This is a genomic window from Plantibacter sp. MCCC 1A11337 (assembly GCF_013349365.1).
Lineage (GTDB): Bacteria > Actinomycetota > Actinomycetes > Actinomycetales > Microbacteriaceae > Plantibacter > Plantibacter flavus_A.
Genome location: NZ_JABJWX010000003.1, coordinates 219975 through 238017, shown reverse-complemented (window position 1 = coordinate 238017; position 18043 = coordinate 219975). Strand labels below are relative to the sequence as shown.

General features: G+C 70.8%; 15 protein-coding genes. 7 read left to right on the top strand and 8 right to left on the bottom strand.

Annotated elements, in window-relative coordinates; translation table 11 throughout:
* Positions 1 to 14 precede the first annotated feature (14 nt).
* The 3 genes from HOW07_RS12950 to HOW07_RS12940 all read left to right on the top strand — a co-directional run bounded on the left by HOW07_RS12950 (position 15) and on the right by HOW07_RS12940 (position 3778).
* Positions 15 to 956 (top strand): 5-dehydro-4-deoxyglucarate dehydratase, encoded by a 942-nt coding sequence (locus tag HOW07_RS12950; protein WP_175117375.1) that lies wholly within the window; start codon positions 15 to 17, stop codon positions 954 to 956.
* A gap of 2 nt (positions 957 to 958) precedes the next feature.
* Positions 959 to 2053: a mandelate racemase/muconate lactonizing enzyme family protein gene (locus tag HOW07_RS12945; protein ID WP_175117374.1), complete on the top strand. Its 1095-nt coding sequence runs from the start codon at positions 959 to 961 to the stop codon at positions 2051 to 2053.
* Between the two features lie 72 nt (positions 2054 to 2125).
* The gene (locus tag HOW07_RS12940; protein ID WP_175117373.1) at positions 2126 to 3778 is read left to right on the top strand and encodes an aldehyde dehydrogenase (NADP(+)); all 1653 of its coding nucleotides are present in this window, start codon (positions 2126 to 2128) and stop codon (positions 3776 to 3778) included.
* A gap of 303 nt (positions 3779 to 4081) precedes the next feature.
* Here the strand turns inward: HOW07_RS12940 and HOW07_RS12935 are convergent, their stop codons facing one another.
* The 6 genes from HOW07_RS12935 to HOW07_RS12910 form a co-directional block, all read right to left on the bottom strand.
* Positions 4082 to 5326: an acetylesterase gene (locus tag HOW07_RS12935; RefSeq protein WP_175117372.1), complete on the bottom strand. Its 1245-nt coding sequence runs from the start codon at positions 5324 to 5326 to the stop codon at positions 4082 to 4084.
* A 398-nt stretch (positions 5327 to 5724) separates the two neighbouring features.
* A complete protein-coding gene (locus HOW07_RS12930; RefSeq protein ID WP_175117371.1) occupies positions 5725 to 7086 on the bottom strand; it encodes a Gfo/Idh/MocA family protein in 1362 nt (453 codons plus the stop codon).
* The gene (locus HOW07_RS12925) at positions 7083 to 8093 is read right to left on the bottom strand and encodes a PmoA family protein (RefSeq protein WP_175117370.1); all 1011 of its coding nucleotides are present in this window, start codon (positions 8091 to 8093) and stop codon (positions 7083 to 7085) included. The genes HOW07_RS12930 and HOW07_RS12925 overlap by 4 nt, the downstream gene beginning before the upstream one ends.
* 95 nt (positions 8094 to 8188) lie before the next feature.
* Positions 8189 to 9502, bottom strand: coding sequence for an ABC transporter substrate-binding protein (locus HOW07_RS12920; protein WP_083397120.1), 1314 nt, complete (start codon positions 9500 to 9502; stop codon positions 8189 to 8191).
* Positions 9503 to 9619: 117 nt separating this feature from the next.
* A complete protein-coding gene (locus tag HOW07_RS12915) occupies positions 9620 to 10546 on the bottom strand; it encodes a carbohydrate ABC transporter permease (protein ID WP_079003233.1) in 927 nt (308 codons plus the stop codon).
* Positions 10539 to 11495: a carbohydrate ABC transporter permease gene (locus HOW07_RS12910; protein WP_064295713.1), complete on the bottom strand. Its 957-nt coding sequence runs from the start codon at positions 11493 to 11495 to the stop codon at positions 10539 to 10541. Before HOW07_RS12910 ends, HOW07_RS12915 begins: the two co-directional genes overlap by 8 nt.
* 358 nt (positions 11496 to 11853) lie before the next feature.
* Here HOW07_RS12910 and HOW07_RS12905 point away from each other — a divergent pair, with 358 nt between their 5' ends.
* Genes HOW07_RS12905 through HOW07_RS12890 form a run of 4 tightly spaced genes read left to right on the top strand, consistent with a single transcriptional unit; the run spans position 11854 to position 16272 of the window.
* Positions 11854 to 13023, top strand: a complete 1170-nt coding sequence (locus HOW07_RS12905) for a Gfo/Idh/MocA family protein (protein ID WP_121289142.1) — start codon at positions 11854 to 11856, stop codon at positions 13021 to 13023.
* Positions 13020 to 14207 (top strand): dihydrodipicolinate synthase family protein, encoded by a 1188-nt coding sequence (locus tag HOW07_RS12900; protein ID WP_175117369.1) that lies wholly within the window; start codon positions 13020 to 13022, stop codon positions 14205 to 14207. Before HOW07_RS12905 ends, HOW07_RS12900 begins: the two co-directional genes overlap by 4 nt.
* On the top strand, positions 14204 to 15163 hold the full coding sequence (locus HOW07_RS12895; protein ID WP_175117368.1) for a sugar phosphate isomerase/epimerase: 960 nt from the start codon (positions 14204 to 14206) through the stop codon (positions 15161 to 15163). The genes HOW07_RS12900 and HOW07_RS12895 overlap by 4 nt, the downstream gene beginning before the upstream one ends.
* Before the next feature lie 59 nt (positions 15164 to 15222).
* Positions 15223 to 16272, top strand: a complete 1050-nt coding sequence (locus HOW07_RS12890) for a LacI family DNA-binding transcriptional regulator (RefSeq protein WP_121289112.1) — start codon at positions 15223 to 15225, stop codon at positions 16270 to 16272.
* A gap of 120 nt (positions 16273 to 16392) precedes the next feature.
* On the opposite strand, the gene HOW07_RS12885 is transcribed toward HOW07_RS12890, so the two are convergent.
* Together HOW07_RS12885 and HOW07_RS12880 are read right to left on the bottom strand one after the other, a co-directional pair.
* The gene (locus HOW07_RS12885; RefSeq protein WP_121289110.1) at positions 16393 to 17280 is read right to left on the bottom strand and encodes a DarT ssDNA thymidine ADP-ribosyltransferase family protein; all 888 of its coding nucleotides are present in this window, start codon (positions 17278 to 17280) and stop codon (positions 16393 to 16395) included.
* Positions 17281 to 17396: 116 nt separating this feature from the next.
* Positions 17397 to 17963 (bottom strand): DUF1648 domain-containing protein, encoded by a 567-nt coding sequence (locus HOW07_RS12880; RefSeq protein ID WP_175117367.1) that lies wholly within the window; start codon positions 17961 to 17963, stop codon positions 17397 to 17399.
* Between the last annotated feature and the right edge of the window lie 80 nt (positions 17964 to 18043).

Genomic DNA, 18043 nt, shown 5'->3' with positions numbered 1-18043 from the left:
CGAGGACCTCCACCATGCCAGCACCGCTCGCCTTCGACGGCGTCCTGTACTTCCCGATCACCCCATTCGACGCCGCGGGCGAGGTCGACCTGGGGCTCCTCGGCACCCACCTCGAGTCGCGACTCGAACACCGCCCCGGAGGGGTGTTCCCCGCCTGCGGCACCGGCGAGTTGCACGCGATGTCGCCGTCGGAGGCCGCCCGCGTCGTCCGGCGGACCGTCGAGGTCGTCGACGGCGCCGTCCCGGTCATCGGTGGCGCCGGAGGAGGCGTGGCGACCGCGAAGGAACTCGCCGCGGCGGCCGAGGAGGCGGGAGCCGACGCGATCCTGCTCATGCCGCCGTACCTCGTCTCCGGGCCGGCGGCCGGACTGCAGGCGTACGTCGAGGACGTCCTCTCGGCGACGAGCCTCCCGGCGATCGTCTACCACCGGAACAACGCCCGGTACACGACGGCGACGATGCGCCACCTCGCGCGCAACCCGCAGGTCGTCGGCTTCAAGGACGGCGTCGGCGACGTCGCGGCCGCCCAGGACATCGTGCTGGCGGTGCACGAGGAGGGACGAGACGACTTCGCCTTCTTCAACGGCCTCCTCACCGCCGAGCTCACGCAGGCCGCCTACCGCGGCATCGGCATCCCGCTCTACTCCTCGGCCGTCTTCGCCATGATGCCGGAGCTCGCGACGCTGTTCTACCGCGCGTACACCGAGCACGACGAGCCGCTCCGAGAACGCCTGCTGCGCGAGTTCTACCGCCCACTGGTCGGCCTCCGCGACGAGACCCCCGGCTTCGCCGTGTCGCTCATCAAGACCGGCGTCCGGCTCGGTGGCCTCCCGGTCGGTTCCGTGCGATCGCCCTTCGTCGATCCGACCCCCGAGCAGACCGACCGCCTGGAGGCGCTGCTCGCGACCGGCGCCGACCTCGTCGCCGAGCACGCGACGCTGGTCGCAGGGCGCTGACGATGCCGGGGATCGCCTCCATCACCACCTCGCTCGGCCGGTTCACCATGCCGCGCCCCTGGGTGCCCGAGGCGCCGTGGCTGCATCTCATCCGCGTGGACGTCGTCGACGCCGAGGGGGCGACCGGCTCGGGCTTCACGTGGACACCGACGATTGGAGCGACGGCCGTCCGCGCGCTGCTCGACGACGACATCACGGCCACCGCCCTCGGAGCGACGACCGACCCCGAAGCGCTCTGGCCCCGACTGTGGGCGCATCTGCACGAGGCCGGTGGTGGCGGGATCACCACGATCGCGCTCGCCGGGCTCGACACCGCGCTCTGGGACCTCCGTGGGCGACGGGCCGGTCTCGGGCTCTCCGACCTCCTCGGCCGTCGACGCGACACGGTCCGGGCGTACGGCAGTGGCGTGAACCTCCACCTCGACGCCGCCTCGCTCGCCGCGCAGGTCGAGCGGTGGATCGCGGCGGGCTACGACGCCGTCAAGATCAAGGTCGGCAAGCCAGACCTCGCCGAGGACGTCGACCGCGTGACGATGGTGCGCGAACTGCTCGGACCGGACCGCCGGCTCATGATCGACGCGAACCAGCGCTGGGACGTCGACCGCGCGGTCTCGTCCCTGGAACGGCTCGGCGTCGTCGACCCGGCGTGGATCGAGGAGCCGCTGCGCTCCGACGACACCGCGGGGTACGAACGGCTGCGTCAGGCGACCGACATCCCGATCGCTCTGGGCGAGAACGTGCACACGATCCACCGGTTCCGCGACCTCGTCGACCGTGGCGTCGCCGACGTCCTGCAACCGAACGTGGTGCGCGTCGGCGGCATCACCCCCTTCCTCGCGATCGCCGCGCTCGTCGACGACGCCGGGCTGACGCTCGCGCCGCATCTGCTCCCCGACCTCTCCGGGCAGCTCGCCCTCGCCCTCCCGCAGGTCACCGAGGTCGAGGACGTCGAGGACGCGGGCTTCGTGGCCATCGGCGCCATCGATCCGCCCGGACCGGTCACCGTCGCGGACGGACTGGTGCAGGTCGAGCAGCGACCCGGCCTCGGATTCGTCATCCGCGACCGGATCGCCGAGAGCGCTCCTGTCGCGCACTGACCCGTCCGCCGCCCGATCCGCCACTCGCCCGATCTCCACCAGCCGCATCCGCATCCCCGAGGAGCCATCACCATGCACGACACCGACCACAGCACCGGCACGATCGACCGCACCACCCCCGCCAGGTCGCGCACCGACGATTCGGACAGCGTCCGCGGACGTATCGACGTCGCCGACAGCAGCAGCAGCAGCAGCAGCGTGGGCCACGGCGGCGACACCGTCTTGCCCGCAGGTCACACTGGCGACGCCGCGTCCGATGCGGGACGTGCCGCCGTTCCGACCGTCGACGAGGTCGCTGCGGCAGCAGGCGCGGCCTCCTCCGAGCTCGCATCCACTGTGCCCTCGACCCGCGCCGCCTGGCTCGAGGCCGTCGCCGACGCCCTCGACGGACGGGTCGACGAGCTGGTCGCACTCGCCGACGAGGAGTCCCGCCTCGGGACCGCGCGCCTCGCGGGCGAGGTCGCGCGGACGACGGGCCAGTTGCGGCTGTTCGCCGCCGTCCTCCGCGACGGCGCATTCCTCGAGGTCGTCATCGACCACGCCGATGCCTCCGCCACCCCGCCCAAGCCGGAGCTGCGACGCATGCTCCGGCCGACGGGGCCGGTCGCGGTCTTCAGCGCGTCCAACTTCCCGTTCGCGTTCTCGGTCGCCGGTGGCGACACGGCGTCAGCCCTGGCTGCCGGATGTCCGGTCATCGTGAAGGCGCACTCCGCCCACCCGCGGCTTTCGCGACTGACCGCGACGATCGTCACCGAGGCCTTGCGCTCGGCCGGCGCCCCGGACGGCACGTTCGCGCTCGTCGAGGGTCGCGAGCAGGGCACCGCCCTCGTGCAGCACCCGGCGATCACCGCGGTCGGGTTCACCGGCTCACTCGCCGGCGGGCGCACTCTGTTCGACCTCGCGTCGCAGCGGCCGGCCCCGATCCCGTTCTACGGCGAGCTCGGCAGCACGAACCCCGTCGTCATCACCGAGGCCGCACTGCGGGGCGAGGCGGCAGGTGAATTCGCGCGCGGACTGGCGGCGTCGTTCACCCTCGGTGTGGGGCAGTTCTGCACGAACCCCGGTCTCGTGCTCGTGCCGAGCGGCAGCGGGTTCGCCGAGCTCGTCGCGCAGGCCGCGGCGGACACCGTCGCCGGGCGCATGCTGACGCCGGGCATCGCCGAGTCGTACGCCGCGGGCACCGCTCGCGCCGCCGGCCATCCCGGGGTGCGGACGCTCCTCGGCGGCGGGACGGCGGCTGCGGATTCCGGCGTTCCGACCGTCCTCGCGACCACCGCCGTGACGGTCCTCGACGCGCCCGACGTCCTGCTCGAGGAGATCTTCGGGCCGGCGACGCTCGTCATCGAGGTCGCGGACGACGCCGAGCTGCACGCGGTCCTGGCCGAAGTCGGTGGCGCGCTCACGGCGACCGTGCACGCGGCGCCCGGTGAGGACATCGCCGGTCTCGTGTCGCGGCTCGAGCCGATCGCCGGGCGAGTGCTCTTCGGGGGCTGGCCGACGGGTGTCGCGGTCGGCTGGGCGCAGCACCACGGCGGACCGTGGCCGGCGACGACCTCGCTCCACACCTCGGTGGGCGCGTCGGCGGTGCGCCGCTTCCAGCGTCCGATCGTCTACCAGGACGCACCCGAGCGTGTGCTCCCCGAGGCCCTGCACGAGGCGAACCCGCTGCGTCTCCCCCGCCGCGTCGACGGCGTCCTGGAGCTGCCCGTCCCAGCCCGCGCCTGACCGCCGTCCTACCCGTCCCCGACTCAGGACTCCCCCGGCGTGCCGCCCCAGCCCAGCCCCGACACACCGGACGTCTCCTGAGTTGGGGACACCCCACCACCCACATCCACCCACGTTCACAACTCAGGACGCACCCGGCGCGCCGTGAGCCACAGCACCCGCCCCGGGCCCGACACACCGCCTCCGTCCTGAATGACGAACACCGCGACCACCGTCCCCGACTCAGGACTCTCCCGGCGTGCCGCCCCAGCCCAGCCCCGACACACCGGACGTCTCCTGAGTCGGGGACGGGACCAGGGTCGGTCAGGCGAGGGCGGCGGTAAGCCAGGCGCGCAGCTCGGCCTGCATCGAGGCCGACCAGCTGTGCGGTTCGTCATGGAACGTGCCCGTGTAGGCCGAGCGCTCGCCACCGGACCGGTACCGCTCAGTGAGCATCGCGTGGGCATCACGCATGCCGGCCGGCTCGAAGAGCTCATCGTGCTCGGCGTACTGGACGAGGAGCGGCAAACGGGGGCGCAGAGAGGCGAGCTCCGGCCAGTCGCCGACCCGTGACAGTCCTGGTGACAGGAACGTCCACGAGTGCTGATCGGCATGCCCGTCGAGCACCCCGTCGAACGTCGACATCATCGCGACCACGCCGGCAGCGCGGATCCGGTCGTCCATGGCTGCGAGCAGAACGGCCCGGGCACCGCCGCCGGAGAGACCGAAGCACGAGACGGCTCCGGAACGGACCCCGGGCGCGGCCGCCAGCTGGTCGAGCGCGATGAGGTCGTCGCGGAGGACGAGACCGGCGAGCGACGTGCCCAGGACGCCCAGCTCCTTCGCGAGCTGCGGCTCGTTGGCCGCCGCGAGAAGCTCGGACCGCTGCCCGGGCGACACCGCCGCGGGCTGCTCCCCGCGCTGCACCGACGCGAACCGACGACCGGCGAGCTGCAGGTCGACGGTTCGATGGAAGCGTTCGGCGACGGCCTCGTCCGGGATCCGCCGTGATCCCCACCCGAACGCATCGTGCACGAGCACGGCGAACCCGTCGCGCGCGAGGTCGGACGCGACGGCGCGGCCTCCGTAGTAGCGGTCGCGGAACGCCTGCAACTCCTCCCGTGACACGGACGTCGTGGCAGGGACACCGTCGGGTCCGTCCGCGAGCTTCTCCCGTCCGACGCGCGTGAAACCGCCGTGGTCGTGCAGCGCCAGCGCGCCCGGGAGCGGGCTCGTCTCGCCGGCCGGACGCAGGAGCCACGCCGACGTCGGCACACCGAACCCGGTCGACCAGCGGAGTTCGACCCCGTCGACGCCGTCGCGGGTCCAGCGGCCGAGCTCCTGGGGCGGCTCGGGCTGCACCGGTCGTGGGAGCACACCGAGGACCTCGGCGAGGCGCGTGCGCGTGGTGTCGAGCGATCCGTCTGCGGTACTGATGCCCCGGATCGACTCTCTGAACCGGGCGGCTAGCGCCCGCAGACCGGGGTCGCGGCCGGGTGGAGGTGCGAACGACCTGGCGCGCACGTCGACACCCTCGTCGGGCGAAGATGGGGCGGTCGTCGGGCGCACTTCGACAGGCTCAGTGACCGGGGTCGCCCCATCGACCGGAAACAGGGCGGCGGTCAGCACGGTCGTCGGGCGCACTTCGACAGGCTCAGTGACCGGGGTTGCCCCATCGACCGGAAACAGGGCGGCGGTCAGCACGGTCGTCGGGCGCACTTCGACAGGCTCAGTGACCGGGGTCGCCCCATCGACCGGAAACAGGGCGGCGGTCGGCACGGGCGTCGGGCGCACTTCGACAGACTCAGTGACCGGGGTTGCCCCGGCGACCGGAACCGGCTCGGTGACCGGAACAGACTCAGCGGCCGAAGCAGACTCGGTGGTCAGGGCGGGCCCGGTCACCGGCTCGGCGGCCGGGATCGACCCGACGTCCGAGTCGGCGCCGGTGCCGGCCTCCGGGCCGCAGCTCACGGCGCGATCGTCGCGACCGGACGCCCGGTCAGCAGCGACTCGTTCCCGGCGATGCCGACGGAGATCGCCCGCACGCCGTCGTCGTAGCCGGCGGGCCGTCCCAGTTCGTCCTCGGTGACGCGGTCGAACAGGTGCCGTAGCAGGAACGCGTCGCCGCCGCCGTGTCCGCCGACGCCCTCGGGGATCTCGATCTCGCGGGCCTCCTCCCAGTGGCGTTGCAGCACGAGGCGTTCTCCGCGCGAACGCACCGGCGCGACGGACGCGGCGCCGTCCGCGGTCTCGTCGTCGCCGCTCAGGCTCGGGTCGAGGACGACGCGCCCATCGGCCCCCACGAGCACGGCGGCGCGCTCCACGACCTCGAGCTCGACCCTGCCCTCCGTCCCGTTGATGGAGACGCGGTACCCCTCCCACGGCGCGTGGGCGTTCAGGGAGTAGCTGAGCGAGGCGCCCCCGTCGTACTCGACGAGGACGGACAGGTTGTCCTCGATGTCGATCCCGGGCGAGAAGACGTCGCGGTCGCGCAGGTATCCGTCGTGCTGCTCGGCCCGCAGGTAGAGCGACTCGAGCCGCGGGTCGTCACGCAGGTCGAGGGCGAACGGGTCGTTCGGGCGATCGCGAGCCGCCGCCTCGGCGTCGTCCGGTACCGATCCACGTCCCGGACGCGCAGCGAGCCCGCGTTCGGCCGCGTTGGCATCGCCGTAGAAGCGGAGGCCGCCGGTGGCGTAGACGGAGGCCGGCCGAGCCCCGATCCACCAGTTGACGAGGTCGAAGTGGTGCGACGCCTTGTGGATGAGGAGCCCGCCGGAATGCTCCTTCTCACGGTGCCAGCGGCGGAAGTAGTCGGCGCCGTGCACGGTGTCGAGCACCCACTCGAAGTGCACGCCCGTCACCCGTCCGATCCCACCGTCCTGCACGACGCGGCGCAGCTCCGAGTTCCGCGGGCTGTAGCGGTAGTTGAAGGTCGTGACGACATTCCGGCCGCTCTCGGCGACGGCCGCCGCGATGCGCTCGACGCCCTCGCGGTCGATGGTGAGCGGCTTCTCGACGACGACGTCGGCACCGGCGAGGAGCGCGCGCGAGACGATCTCGGCGTGCGTGAAGTCGGGGGTCGTCACGATGACCCGGTCGACGCGCTGCTCGGCGATCATCCGCTCGACGTCGTCAGGGCCGTATCGAGCCGGCAGTGGGACACCCTGCTCGGCGAGGACCCCCTCGTAGTGGTCGAGCCGGCCGGGGTTGCTGTCGCTCCAGGCGACGAGCTCGGCGACGTCGGCGTGCGGGCCGACGATGGCGTCGAGGTACATCTGCGAGCGGTGTCCGGTGCCGATGAGGGCGTAGCGTTCGCGGGTCGTGGTCATGCGCGTGGGTCCTTCCGGGTCGGTGCGGCGGGCGTTGCGATGGACGCGCTGTCGTGGTGATCGGGACGGCCCGAACGCGAGCGTTCGAGTGCGTCGCGACCGGATGCGGCGAGCGCCACAGCCCGGCCGTCACCGGCTGCACCGTCGGCGACGACGACGGCGTAGCGGAACTCGAGGGTCTCGTCGGCTCCGAACGGCAGCTCCTCGCTGAAGAAGGGGGCCGGGCAGAGTCCGGCGAACTCCTCGGTGCGCGCGAACCACTGCGGCGGGTGCGCGGGGTTCCGGACGTCGTCGATGATGACGATGCTCGACGCCGCGGACGTTCCGTCGTGGAGGCCGGTGAACCCCATCCACGCGTGGCGGGTGCCGCGCAGCTCCTCGCCGCCGCTCCCGTCGGGGGTGTGGAGGGTACCGCCGGTGAAGGATCGTGGGCCGCGCCAGAAGAGCCCGCCGTAGCCGGCGTTCTCCCGACCCTTCGTCGTGGGCGACCCGATCGACAGGTCCCGGCCGGAGACGTTGCGCATCCGGGTCTCGAAGGTCAGCATCCAGTCCCCGGCGGCCGGTCGCACCGTGAGCGCGCGTTCCTCGTCGACGACGTGCCGACCGTCCTCCGTGATCCAGGCGAGGGTGTGCGCGAATCGCACCTCGCCGGGGTCGGCACGGACGTCCGTGAGCGCGACGTGCTCGGAGCGGCCGTTGTTCGCGAGTTGTTCGTAGGCGGTCCCGGTGAAGGTCGGGCCGCCCCAGAAGTTGTCGTCGCCGACGTGCGGGAGTGCCCACGCGATCCCGGTGTGCCAGACGTGGTCGTGCGGTCTGGCCAGCGTCACGAGCGCGCCACCTGCCGTGCGCACCGGGTGGAGGTACGGCTTCGGCGACTCGCGCTGGACCGTGTCCGGACGGTAGGTGTACCGCAGGATGTCGATCCCGTCGAGGTGCACGACGACGGCCGAACCGACCTCGTGCGTCAGCGCGAGACCGGTCGGGCGGGTGCGGTGGTCGGTCGTCACGGGATCCCCTCGGATGAAGCGGTGGTGGAGCTGCCGGTCGACCGGCTCGGGGAACGGATGTCGTTCTCCGAGCCGGTCGAGGGGCTGTGGCCGGGTCAGCCGGCTGCGACCGCGGCCTTGAGGTCCTTGATGAACCCCTCGGCGGCCTGGTCGGGCGTGTTCTTCCCGAAGAGGACCTGCTCGGTGTACTGCTTCACGAGCGCCTCGATCGCGCTGCCACCGGCGGGCGTGACGGTCGGCGGCTCACCGATGTCGTCGGCGAGCCCGTCGAGGAACTCGACGACCGCCTGGTCGGTCTCCGCCAGCTTCGGCGTGATGTACTCGCGGATCTTCGTGTTGGCCGGGACGCCGCGCTCGGTGAGGAGCGAGTCGGCCGCGGTCTCGCTGTTGGCGAGGAAGTCGATGAACAGCGCCGCCTCGGCGGGGTGCTCGGTCCGGGCGGACGCCGACCAGTACATCGACGGCTTGTAGTACGCCGACTCGTCGGCCCCACCGTCGACGGTCGGGATCCGGAGGAGTTCGAGCGGCGAACCGCTCGCCTCGGTCAGAGCCGTCAGCTGGCTGTTCCACCAGGGGGCGAACGCCGCGGCGTTGGTCGCGGTGAAGGATTCGGCGAGCCCACCGGCCTGCTTCTCGACGATCGCGGACGCCGGCGGCGTCGCACCGTCGTTCACGAGCTCGAGCAGGTACGTCCACCAGGAGGCGAGCGTCTCCGGCTTGATGGACACCTCGCCCTTGTCGTTGTACAGCTCGTCGCCGTGCTGACGGGCCCAGTTGTTCAGGCCTCCGTCCTCGAAGCCGAAGGGCTGGAAGCCGTAGACCGATCCGCCACCGGCTGCCGAGACCTGCTCGCTCAGCGCGGTGAAGTCGTCCCAGGTCCAGGTCTCGTCGTCGGGCATCTCGATGCCGGCCGCGGCGAGGAGGTTCGGGTTCACGACGATGGAATAGCTCGTGATCCCCGAGGGGATGCCGTAGAGCGAATCGTTGACCGTGCCGGACGTCAGCGTCTCCTTGGGGAAGTCTCCGAGGTCGAGGTGGTCGGTCACGGTGTTGAGGTCGAGGAGCGCGCCGCGGTCGCCGTAGGTGGCGATGTACTTCTCGTCCATCTGGATGATGTCGGGGGTGTCGTTCGCCGCCGTCTCGGTGGCGAGCTTGTCCCAGTAGCCGGCCCAGTCCGTGAACTGCGGCTCGATGGTGATGTTCGGGTGTTCCTTCTCGAAGGCCGCGATGACCTCCTGGGTGGCCGCCGTGCGGGCGTCGTTGCCCCACCAGGTGAAGCGGAGGGTGACGGGCTCGTCGGACAGTTCGGTGGCGGCGTCGCCTCCGGCGCTGCAGCCGGCGAGGAGGAGGGCGGCGACGGCTCCCGTCGCGATGAAGCCGGCGGCTCTGCCGTGCTTGCTGATGCTCATGCTGTTCCCTTTCGAATCGATCGATCCGGATCCGGAGCTGCTGGATCCGGTGGTGCTGGGTCTGGTGCTGGTGGTCTGGTGCGGGTGCTGCGGTGGTGCTGGTCGGTGGGTCGTGCCTCACTTGCCGCCGGTCGTCGCGATGCCCTTCAAGAGGAACCGCTGACCGAACAGGAAGACGAGGAAGATCGGCAGGAGCGAGACGACACTCATGGCGAACATCGGCCCCCACGAGGTGGACGATTGTGCGTCCATGAACGCCCGGAGTGCGAGCGGCACCGTGTACATCTCCGGTTTCGTCAGGTACAGGAGCTGACTGAAGAAGTCGTTCCAGGTCCAGATGAAGGTGAAGATGGCGGTCGTCGCGAGCGCCGGCACCATGAGCGGCAGGATGATGACCCCGAAGATGCGGGGGTGGCCGCAGCCGTCGATGCGGGCCGCCTCATCGAGTTCCTTCGGGATGCCGCGGATGAACTGCACCATGAGGAAGACGAAGAACGCGTCGGTCGCGAGGATCTTCGGCAGGATCAGCGGCAGGTACGTGTTCACGAAGCCGAGCTGGGAGAACATGATGTACTGCGGCACGATGATGACGTGGATCGGCAGCATGAGCGTCATGAGCATCGCCGCGAACCACCAGCGCTTACCGCTGAACTTCAGCCGGGCGAAGGCGTAGGCGGCCATCGAGCAGGACACGAGGTTGCCGACGATGCAGCCGAGGACGATGAGCACGGAGTTCAGCAGGAAGACGTGGAACGGCTCCGAGAGGGTGTTCCAGCCCTCGCTGTAGTTGCTCACCTCGAAGCTGTCGAGGACGATGCCGGGGTTCCGGAAGATCTCCTCCGTCGGGCGGAGCGAGGAGACGACGAGCCAGATCACCGGGTAGAGCATGATGAAGCCGACGAGGATCAGGCCGATGTGCTTCAGGACCGACTTCCAGGGCGACCAGCCCCGAGCGCGGCGGTACTGGCGTTCGGCCTCCTTGGCCTCGCGACTGCGGTTCTTGCTGTCCGTCGTGATGGACCGTGTGGTCAGCGTGTCAGTCATCGTAGTTCACCCAGTATTTCGAGGCCCAGAAGTTGATCGCGGTGAAGACTCCGATGATGAGGAGCAGGAACCAGGCCATGGCCGAGGCGTAGCCCATGTCGAAGTTCGAGAAGCCGCGGTTGTAGAGGTACAGCGTGTAGAACAGCGTCGAGTCGGCCGGGCCGCCCGTTCCGCCCGACACGATGAAGGCCTGCGTGAAGGCCTGGAACGCGTGGATGATCTGCAGCACGAGGTTGAAGAAGATGATCGGGGTGAGCAGCGGCAGGGTGATCTTGGTGAAGCGCTGCCACTTCGTCGCGCCGTCCATCTGCGCCGCCTCGTGGTACATGACGGGGATCTGGCGGAGACCGGCGAGGAAGATCACCATCGGTGCGCCGAAGGTCCACACGTTGAGCGTGATGAGGGTCGAGAGGGCGGTCGACGGGTCGGCGATCCAGCTGCGCCCCTCGATCCCGAAGATCGCGATGAACTGGTTCACGAGGCCTTCGCCGCCGAACACCTGCTTCCACAGCACCGCGATGGCGACGGAGGAGCCGAGGAGCGACGGCAGGTAGTACACGGACCGGTAGATCGCGAGGCCACGGAGACCGCGGTCGAGCAGGGCGGCCAGTGCCAGTGCCGCGGCGAGCTGGAGCGGCACCGAGACGAAGACGTACACGAAGGTGACGCCGAGCGAATTGTGGAGCCGCTCGTCGCCCATCATGCGGATGAAGTTGTCGACGCCGATGAACTTCGGCGCCTGCAGGAGGTTGTACTTCGTGAAGGACAGCGCGAGCGAGGCGACCATCGGGCCGACGGTGATGACGGCGAGTCCGATGAGCCACGGGAGGAGGAACAGGTAGGCGGCCTTGTTGTCGCGGCGGTTGTCCTTCTTGATGAAGGCCTTCTCGGCCGCCGTCTGGGGGCGTTTGCCGGCGCTGAGCTTGCGGAGCTCGCCGAGCGCGCTCACCGAACACCCCTCGCGAGTGTCGTCCTGGGCGCTCCTGGAGTTGCACGGACCACGTCGGACCTCCTTGTCGATCGTCGTTGATGACTTCCCGGAAAGCGTTTCCCGGCTGAGCTGCATCAAGTTCTATCACGGCCTCATCGGACGATGCAACGATTCAATCCGCATCCGTGTTCGATCCGTGATCACCTGTGACCGAATCGGTTCGAACCCTTGCCTTGGCCCCGCACGCCGTTCTACAGTGACCCGGTAAACGCTTTCCGGACGAGCCGCGGCCGCCGGGACCGGAACACGAACCAGAGGAAGAGCCACCGTGTCAGAGCAGACCATCGGGATCATCGTCAACGGCGCCACCGGGCGCATGGGCTACCGGCAGCACCTCGTGCGGTCGCTGCTGGCCATCCAGGAGCAGGGCGGCGTGCAGCTGTCCGACGGCACGCGCCGCCAGATCGAGTTGATCCTCGTCGGCCGCAACCAGGCGACCCTGGACGAGCTCGCCACGCGCCACGGCATCGAGCACACCTCGACCGACCTCGACGCGGTCCTCGCCGACCCCCGCTGGGACGTCTACGCCGACTTCCTCGTCACGAAGGCCCGCGCGACAGCGCTGCGCAAGGCGATCGCGGCCGGCAAGACCATCTACACGGAGAAGCCGACGGCGGAGTCCTTCGAGGAGGCGTTGGAACTCGCGCGTCTCGCCGCCGAGGCGGGCGTGAAGAACGGCGTCGTGCACGACAAGCTCTACCTGCCGGGGCTGCGCAAGCTCAAGCGCCTCATCGACTCGGGCTTCTTCGGCCGGATCCTCTCCGTCCGTGGCGAGTTCGGCTACTGGGTGTTCGAGGGCGACTGGCAGCCGGCGCAGCGCCCGAGCTGGAACTACCGGGCCGAGGACGGCGGCGGCATCGTCGTCGACATGTTCCCGCACTGGAGCTACGTGCTCGAGAACCTCTTCGGTCGGGTCGAGTCCGTGTACGCGAAGGCCACGACGCACATCCCCGAGCGCTTCGACGAGCGGGGCGAGGCCTACGCGGCCACCGCCGACGACGCCGCCTACGGGGTCTTCGAGCTCGAAGGCGGCGTGATCGCCCAGCTCAACTCCAGCTGGACGGTCCGCGTCGACCGCGACGAGCTCGTGCAGTTCCAGGTCGACGGCACGCATGGTTCCGCGGTGGCGGGCCTCTTCGGCTGCAAGGTGCAGCCGCGGAACGTCACCCCGAAGCCGGTGTGGAATCCCGACCTCGCCGACGACCACGACTACGCGGGCGACTGGCAGGACGTGCCGACGAACGACGTGTTCGAGAACGGGTTCAAGACGCAGTGGGAGGAGTTCCTCCGCCACGTCGTCGAGGACGGCCCCTACGAGTACGACCTGCTCGCCGGTGCGCGGGGCGTCCTGCTCGCCGAGCTCGGCCTCGAGAGCTCGCGCACCGGCCGCCGCCTCGACCTGCCCGAGGTGACGCTCGGAGGCACGAGCGACACCGCCGGCGCGGACGAGGAGCTGGCATCGCTCGAGGCCTCGGTCGCACGATGACGTCCGTCCCGCTGCTCTCGACCGACGGCACGGTAACCGCGCTGGAGCTCCGCGAGCCCGTCGTGGCCGAGCGCCCGACCACTCCCCTGACGAGCCGCACCGCCTACGCCGCCGCGCACGTCGTCCCGAAGCCTTGGGCGGAGAACGTGCCGGGTGCGCCGGCCGAGCTCGACTGGGACGCGACGCTCGCCTACCGCCACCACGTGTGGTCGTACGGCCTCGGCGTGGCGGACGCCATGGACACCGCCCAGCGGAACATGGGACTCGACACCACCGCCACGCGCGAGCTGATCACCCGGAGCGCCGCGGAGGCCGCCGCCGTCGGCGGTGCGCTCGTCGTCGGTGTCAACACCGACCACCTCAGCGACGAGACCGTCTCACTCGACACGGTCGCCGACGCCTACCTCGGACAACTCGCGTTCGCGGAGGACGCGGGCGCCGGGACCGTGATCATGGCCAGCCGACACCTTGCGAGGGCCGCGCAGTCCGCCGACGACTACCGTCGCGTCTACGACCGGGTCCTGTCGGCGGCGCAGGCGCCCGTGGTCCTGCACTGGCTCGGCACGGCGTTCGACCCGAGCCTCGAGGGCTACTTCGGCTCCAGCGACGTCGCCGAAGCCTCGGACACCCTGCTGCGCATCATGACCGACCACGTCGACCACGTCGCCGGAGTCAAGATGAGTCTTCTCGACGCCGATGCGGAGATCGCCGTCCGGCGTCGTCTTCCGGCCGGCACGACGATGTTCACCGGTGACGACTTCAACTACGTCGACCTCATCGCCGGTGACGCCGTCGGACACTCCGACGCGCTGCTCGGGGCGTTCACCGCGATCGCCCCGGCCGCCTCCGCCGCGATCCAGGCGCTCGACGCCGGCGACCCGGCCGCCTACGAGCGGATCCTCCGACCGACCGAGGCCCTGTCGCGCCAGATCTTCGCCGCGCCAACCTACTACTACAAGACGGGTATCGCCTTCCTCAGTTGGTTGAACGGTCACCAGCCGACGTTCTCGATGGTCGGCGGCCTGCACGCAGCCCGGAGCCTGCCGCACCTGTCGGAGATCGTGCGCCTCGCCGACGCGGCCGGCGCGCTCGAACACCCGGAACTCGCCGCCGAGCGCTGGACGGGCCTGCTGCGCACGGCCGGTGTCGTCGGCACGCTGACCGCTGCGGGAGGAACCCGATGAGCACCACCGCCCTTCGACAAGCTCAGGGACCGGCGGGACAAGCTCAGGGACCGGCGGGACAGGGTCAGGGACCGGCGGGCGGCAGCACCACCCCGCACCCGCGACTCTCGGTCAACCAGGCCACGATCAAGTACGCCACCCTCCCGGAGGCGGTCGCGGCCGTCACCGCAGCCGGTGTCACGAGCTTCGGCGCCTGGCGTGAGCCGGTGCAGGCGTACGGCGTCGCAGCCTCGGCGAGCCTGCTCACGGACAGCGGGCTGCGCGTCTCGAGCCTGTGCCGTGGTGGCTTCTTCACCATGCCCGAGGGTCCGGACCGCCGGACGTCGATCGACGACAACCGGACCGCGATCGACGAGGCCGCCGCCCTCGGCGCTCCGGCCCTCGTCCTCGTGGTCGGCGGCCTCCCGGCCGGGTCCCGCGACCTCCTCGGCGCCCGCGAACTCGTCCGCGACGCGATCGGTGAGCTCACCGACCACGCCCTCGAGTCCGGCGTGCAGCTGGCCATCGAGCCGTTGCATCCGATGTACGCCTCGGACCGCGCGGTCGTCTCGACCCTCGGTCAGGCCCTCGACATCGCCGAGCAGTTCGCTCCGGAGGCCGTCGGGGTGGTCGTCGACACCTTCCACATCTGGTGGGACCCGCAGGTGCTCGAGCAGATCGCCCGCGCTGGTGCGACCGGTCGGATCTCCAGCTACCAGGCGTGCGACTGGGCGACACCGCTCGCCGCGGACGTCCTCCTCTCCCGGCACTATCCGGGCGACGGCGTCGTCGACTTCGGCTCGCTCACCCGTGCCGTCGAGGCGGCGGGGTACACGGGTGACATCGAGGTCGAGCTCTTCAACCAGGACATCTGGGACAGCCCGTTCCAGCAGGTGGTCGATCGCACCGTCGACGCGTTCCAGGCGACGGTCGTCCCGCACCTCGACCACGACGACGACGCGATCCACCACCCCTGATCGCCGCGGCCGCCCTGTGGCAGAGTGTGTCTCAGCAGCCGCCAGTATGAAGGAGCGCCATGTCGGTCGACGAGCACCGGTCGACGCCGGTCCCACCGACGCTGCACGACGTCGCCCGTGAGGCGGGGGTCTCCCTCGCCACCGCGTCGCGCGCGCTCAACGGGAGCACCCGGACGGTCAACGAGACGTTCCGTCGGCGGGTCCTCGACGCCGCGCTCCGGCTGAACTACACGCCGAACCTGTCGGCTCAGGCGGTCGCGAAGGGCCTGTCGTCGACGATCTCACTGCTCGTCAGCGACATCGCCGACCCGTACTTCTCGTCCATCGCGGCCGGTGCGATCCGCGCGGCCGACGAGCAACGCATCGCCACGACCATGGCCGTCACGCACCGCGACCACGAGCGCGAACTCGAACTCGTGCGGGTGCTCCGCGGACAACGGCCACGCGCCATCATCCTGACGGGTAGTCGCTGGGACGGGGTCGCTTCGGAGCACCGGCTGTCGGATGAGCTCGCGGCCTACGAGTCCACGGGCGGACGCGTCGTCCTCGTCTCGCAGCGGACGCTCCCGTTCGCCACGGTGCAGCTCGGCAACGCGACCGGTGCCCGCGAGCTCGCCCGGGAGCTCGTCGGTGCCGGGTACCGCCGCTTCGCCGTCATCGCCGGCGACGATCGCCTGCTCACCTCCCGGGAGCGCGTGAGCGGGTTCGCCGAGGGACTGGCCGAACACGGCATCGCGATCCACCCGTCGAGGATCGTCCGGGCAGAGTTCACCCGCGACGGCGGGCGCCAGGGGGCGGCCGAGCTCCTGCAGCTGGGACTCGACGACGTCGACCTGGTCTTCGCCGTCAACGACGTGATGGCGATCGGCGCGATGTCGGCGTTCCGCGCGGCCGGACTCCGACTTCCCGAGGACCTCGCGGTCGCCGGGTACGACGACATCGCGACGTCCCGCGACGTCACCCCGGCGCTCACCACGGTCGCCGTGCCGCTCGAGGCGGTCGGCGAGCACGCGGTGCGGCTGGCGTTGGACCCGGCGACGGACAGCTCGACGACGGAGCCCGTCGGCGCGACGGTCCTCCTCCGCGAGAGCACCCCGCCGCGCACCTGACCCGTCCGGTCCTGTCCTGTTCGCAATTCAGGAACGCCACGGCGAGCCGCCCGCAACCGGTGTGGAGGTGGGGTCGGCTCGCCGGGTGCGTCCTGAATTGTGAACGCGGTGAGGCTTCGCCTAGTCGGCGACGTGCTCCTGGAACCAGGGGGTGTAGGCGGCGACCTTGGTGCGGTGGCCGGCGCCGGCGACGAGTCGCTTGACGTGCTCGCGGACGTTGACCGTCGCGACGCCGATCACGGTGACGCGGTCGAACGGGACGGCGTCGGCGACGAGCACCTCGGCGCGTCGGAGGGCCGCGGGGTCCTCGTCGGTCGCGAAGCGCTGCACCATGCGGTCGGCGGTCATCGCGTTGGCGCCGATGCTCGTGAGCACGTGGGACGCGTCACCGTCGGCGACCACGACGCGTGCCCGGGAGGGTCGACCGGTGTCGGCGTCGAACTCGCCCGGGTGCACGGCAGCACCGTCGATGGTGGTGACGAGGACCACGTAGTCGTTGACCGATGACGCGAGCGCCTCGGCGGACAGACGGACGTCGTGCTCACCCGCGCGGATGCCCGCCCAGAGGTCGGCGTCCGGGGTCAGGAAGAACGGGACGAAGTCGGCCGGCGTGAGGTCGTCGGTGCCGGCGAGGACCATCGTGCGTCTCGCTTCGCGGTGGCTCGCGGCGGCGATGTCGACGACCGGCCCGTCGGGGAGCGCCGGTGACGCCACCGGCAGGATGCTGCCGGTCTCGAGGATGCGCTCGAGGTTGCGGATGTGGGTGACGTGGTACAGCCGCTGCTCGCCGACGCGCACGACGGGCAGCGCGGCCGCCGCCTTCGTCACCGTCTTCGCGGTGGCCGCGGTCCGCACGCGGGTCGGCGCCGGCTCACGGAGCGAGGGAGCGACCGTCGACCGACGGACCTTGGGAGCGGGTGGTTCAGCGACCGGCACCTCGCGGGGCGGCGGCGGGAAGCAGGTCGCGCAGAGGCCGTTGTCGAAACCGTGTTTGCATTCGTCGCTCAAGAGAGTCCTTCTGCAGTCCGGCTCCGAGACACGAGGAGCGGGTCACTGGGGGGACGAGCCGAGACGTACGCATCAAGGGTACGCGGCTTCGGCACCCCTCACGCACGCGGGAGCCGTCAAACGGGACGGCGCTGCGCCCGGAACACCCGAAGGCACGAGACGGCGAGCGAGCCGAAGAACGCCGCCATCAGCACCGGGAGCAGCCAGGGCGCCATCCACGCGGGCACGCCGAGCCAGGTGACGAGTGCGACGACGGCGATGAGCGCGGCGGTCGCGACCGTCAGATTCCCCAACAGTCGCACGGTGGCGTCCAGCGTGGCAGCCGTCACCTCCGGACGAGGCGACAGTTGCGTCGACCACGAGGATGTGGTGGCCGGTGGGTGGGGGCCGTCGTCCGATCGGGTCGTTCCGGCGAGCGGCAGGCAGGCGGCGACGATCCAGAAGATCGCCACGACCGCGGCCCCGATGATGACCGGGAGCAGGAACCCGTCGAGACGCTTGTCCGCCCAGGCGTCCGGCCGGAGCGCGGCGTCGACGTGCACGGGCATGGGATCAGGAGCAGACGGATACACCACCAGGCCGACGACCAGCGTCGCCGCGACGATGACGAGTGCGACGAGATGCGGCCAGACCGGCGGCCGCCGAACGGGCCGTTCCGCGGAGGCGGTCATCGGGTCCTGCACGATCCTCCTCATCCGCACGAGGCCCCCTCGGTGCACCTGCCACCGACGCCCGGCGTTCCGGCATATCGTCATCAACGATA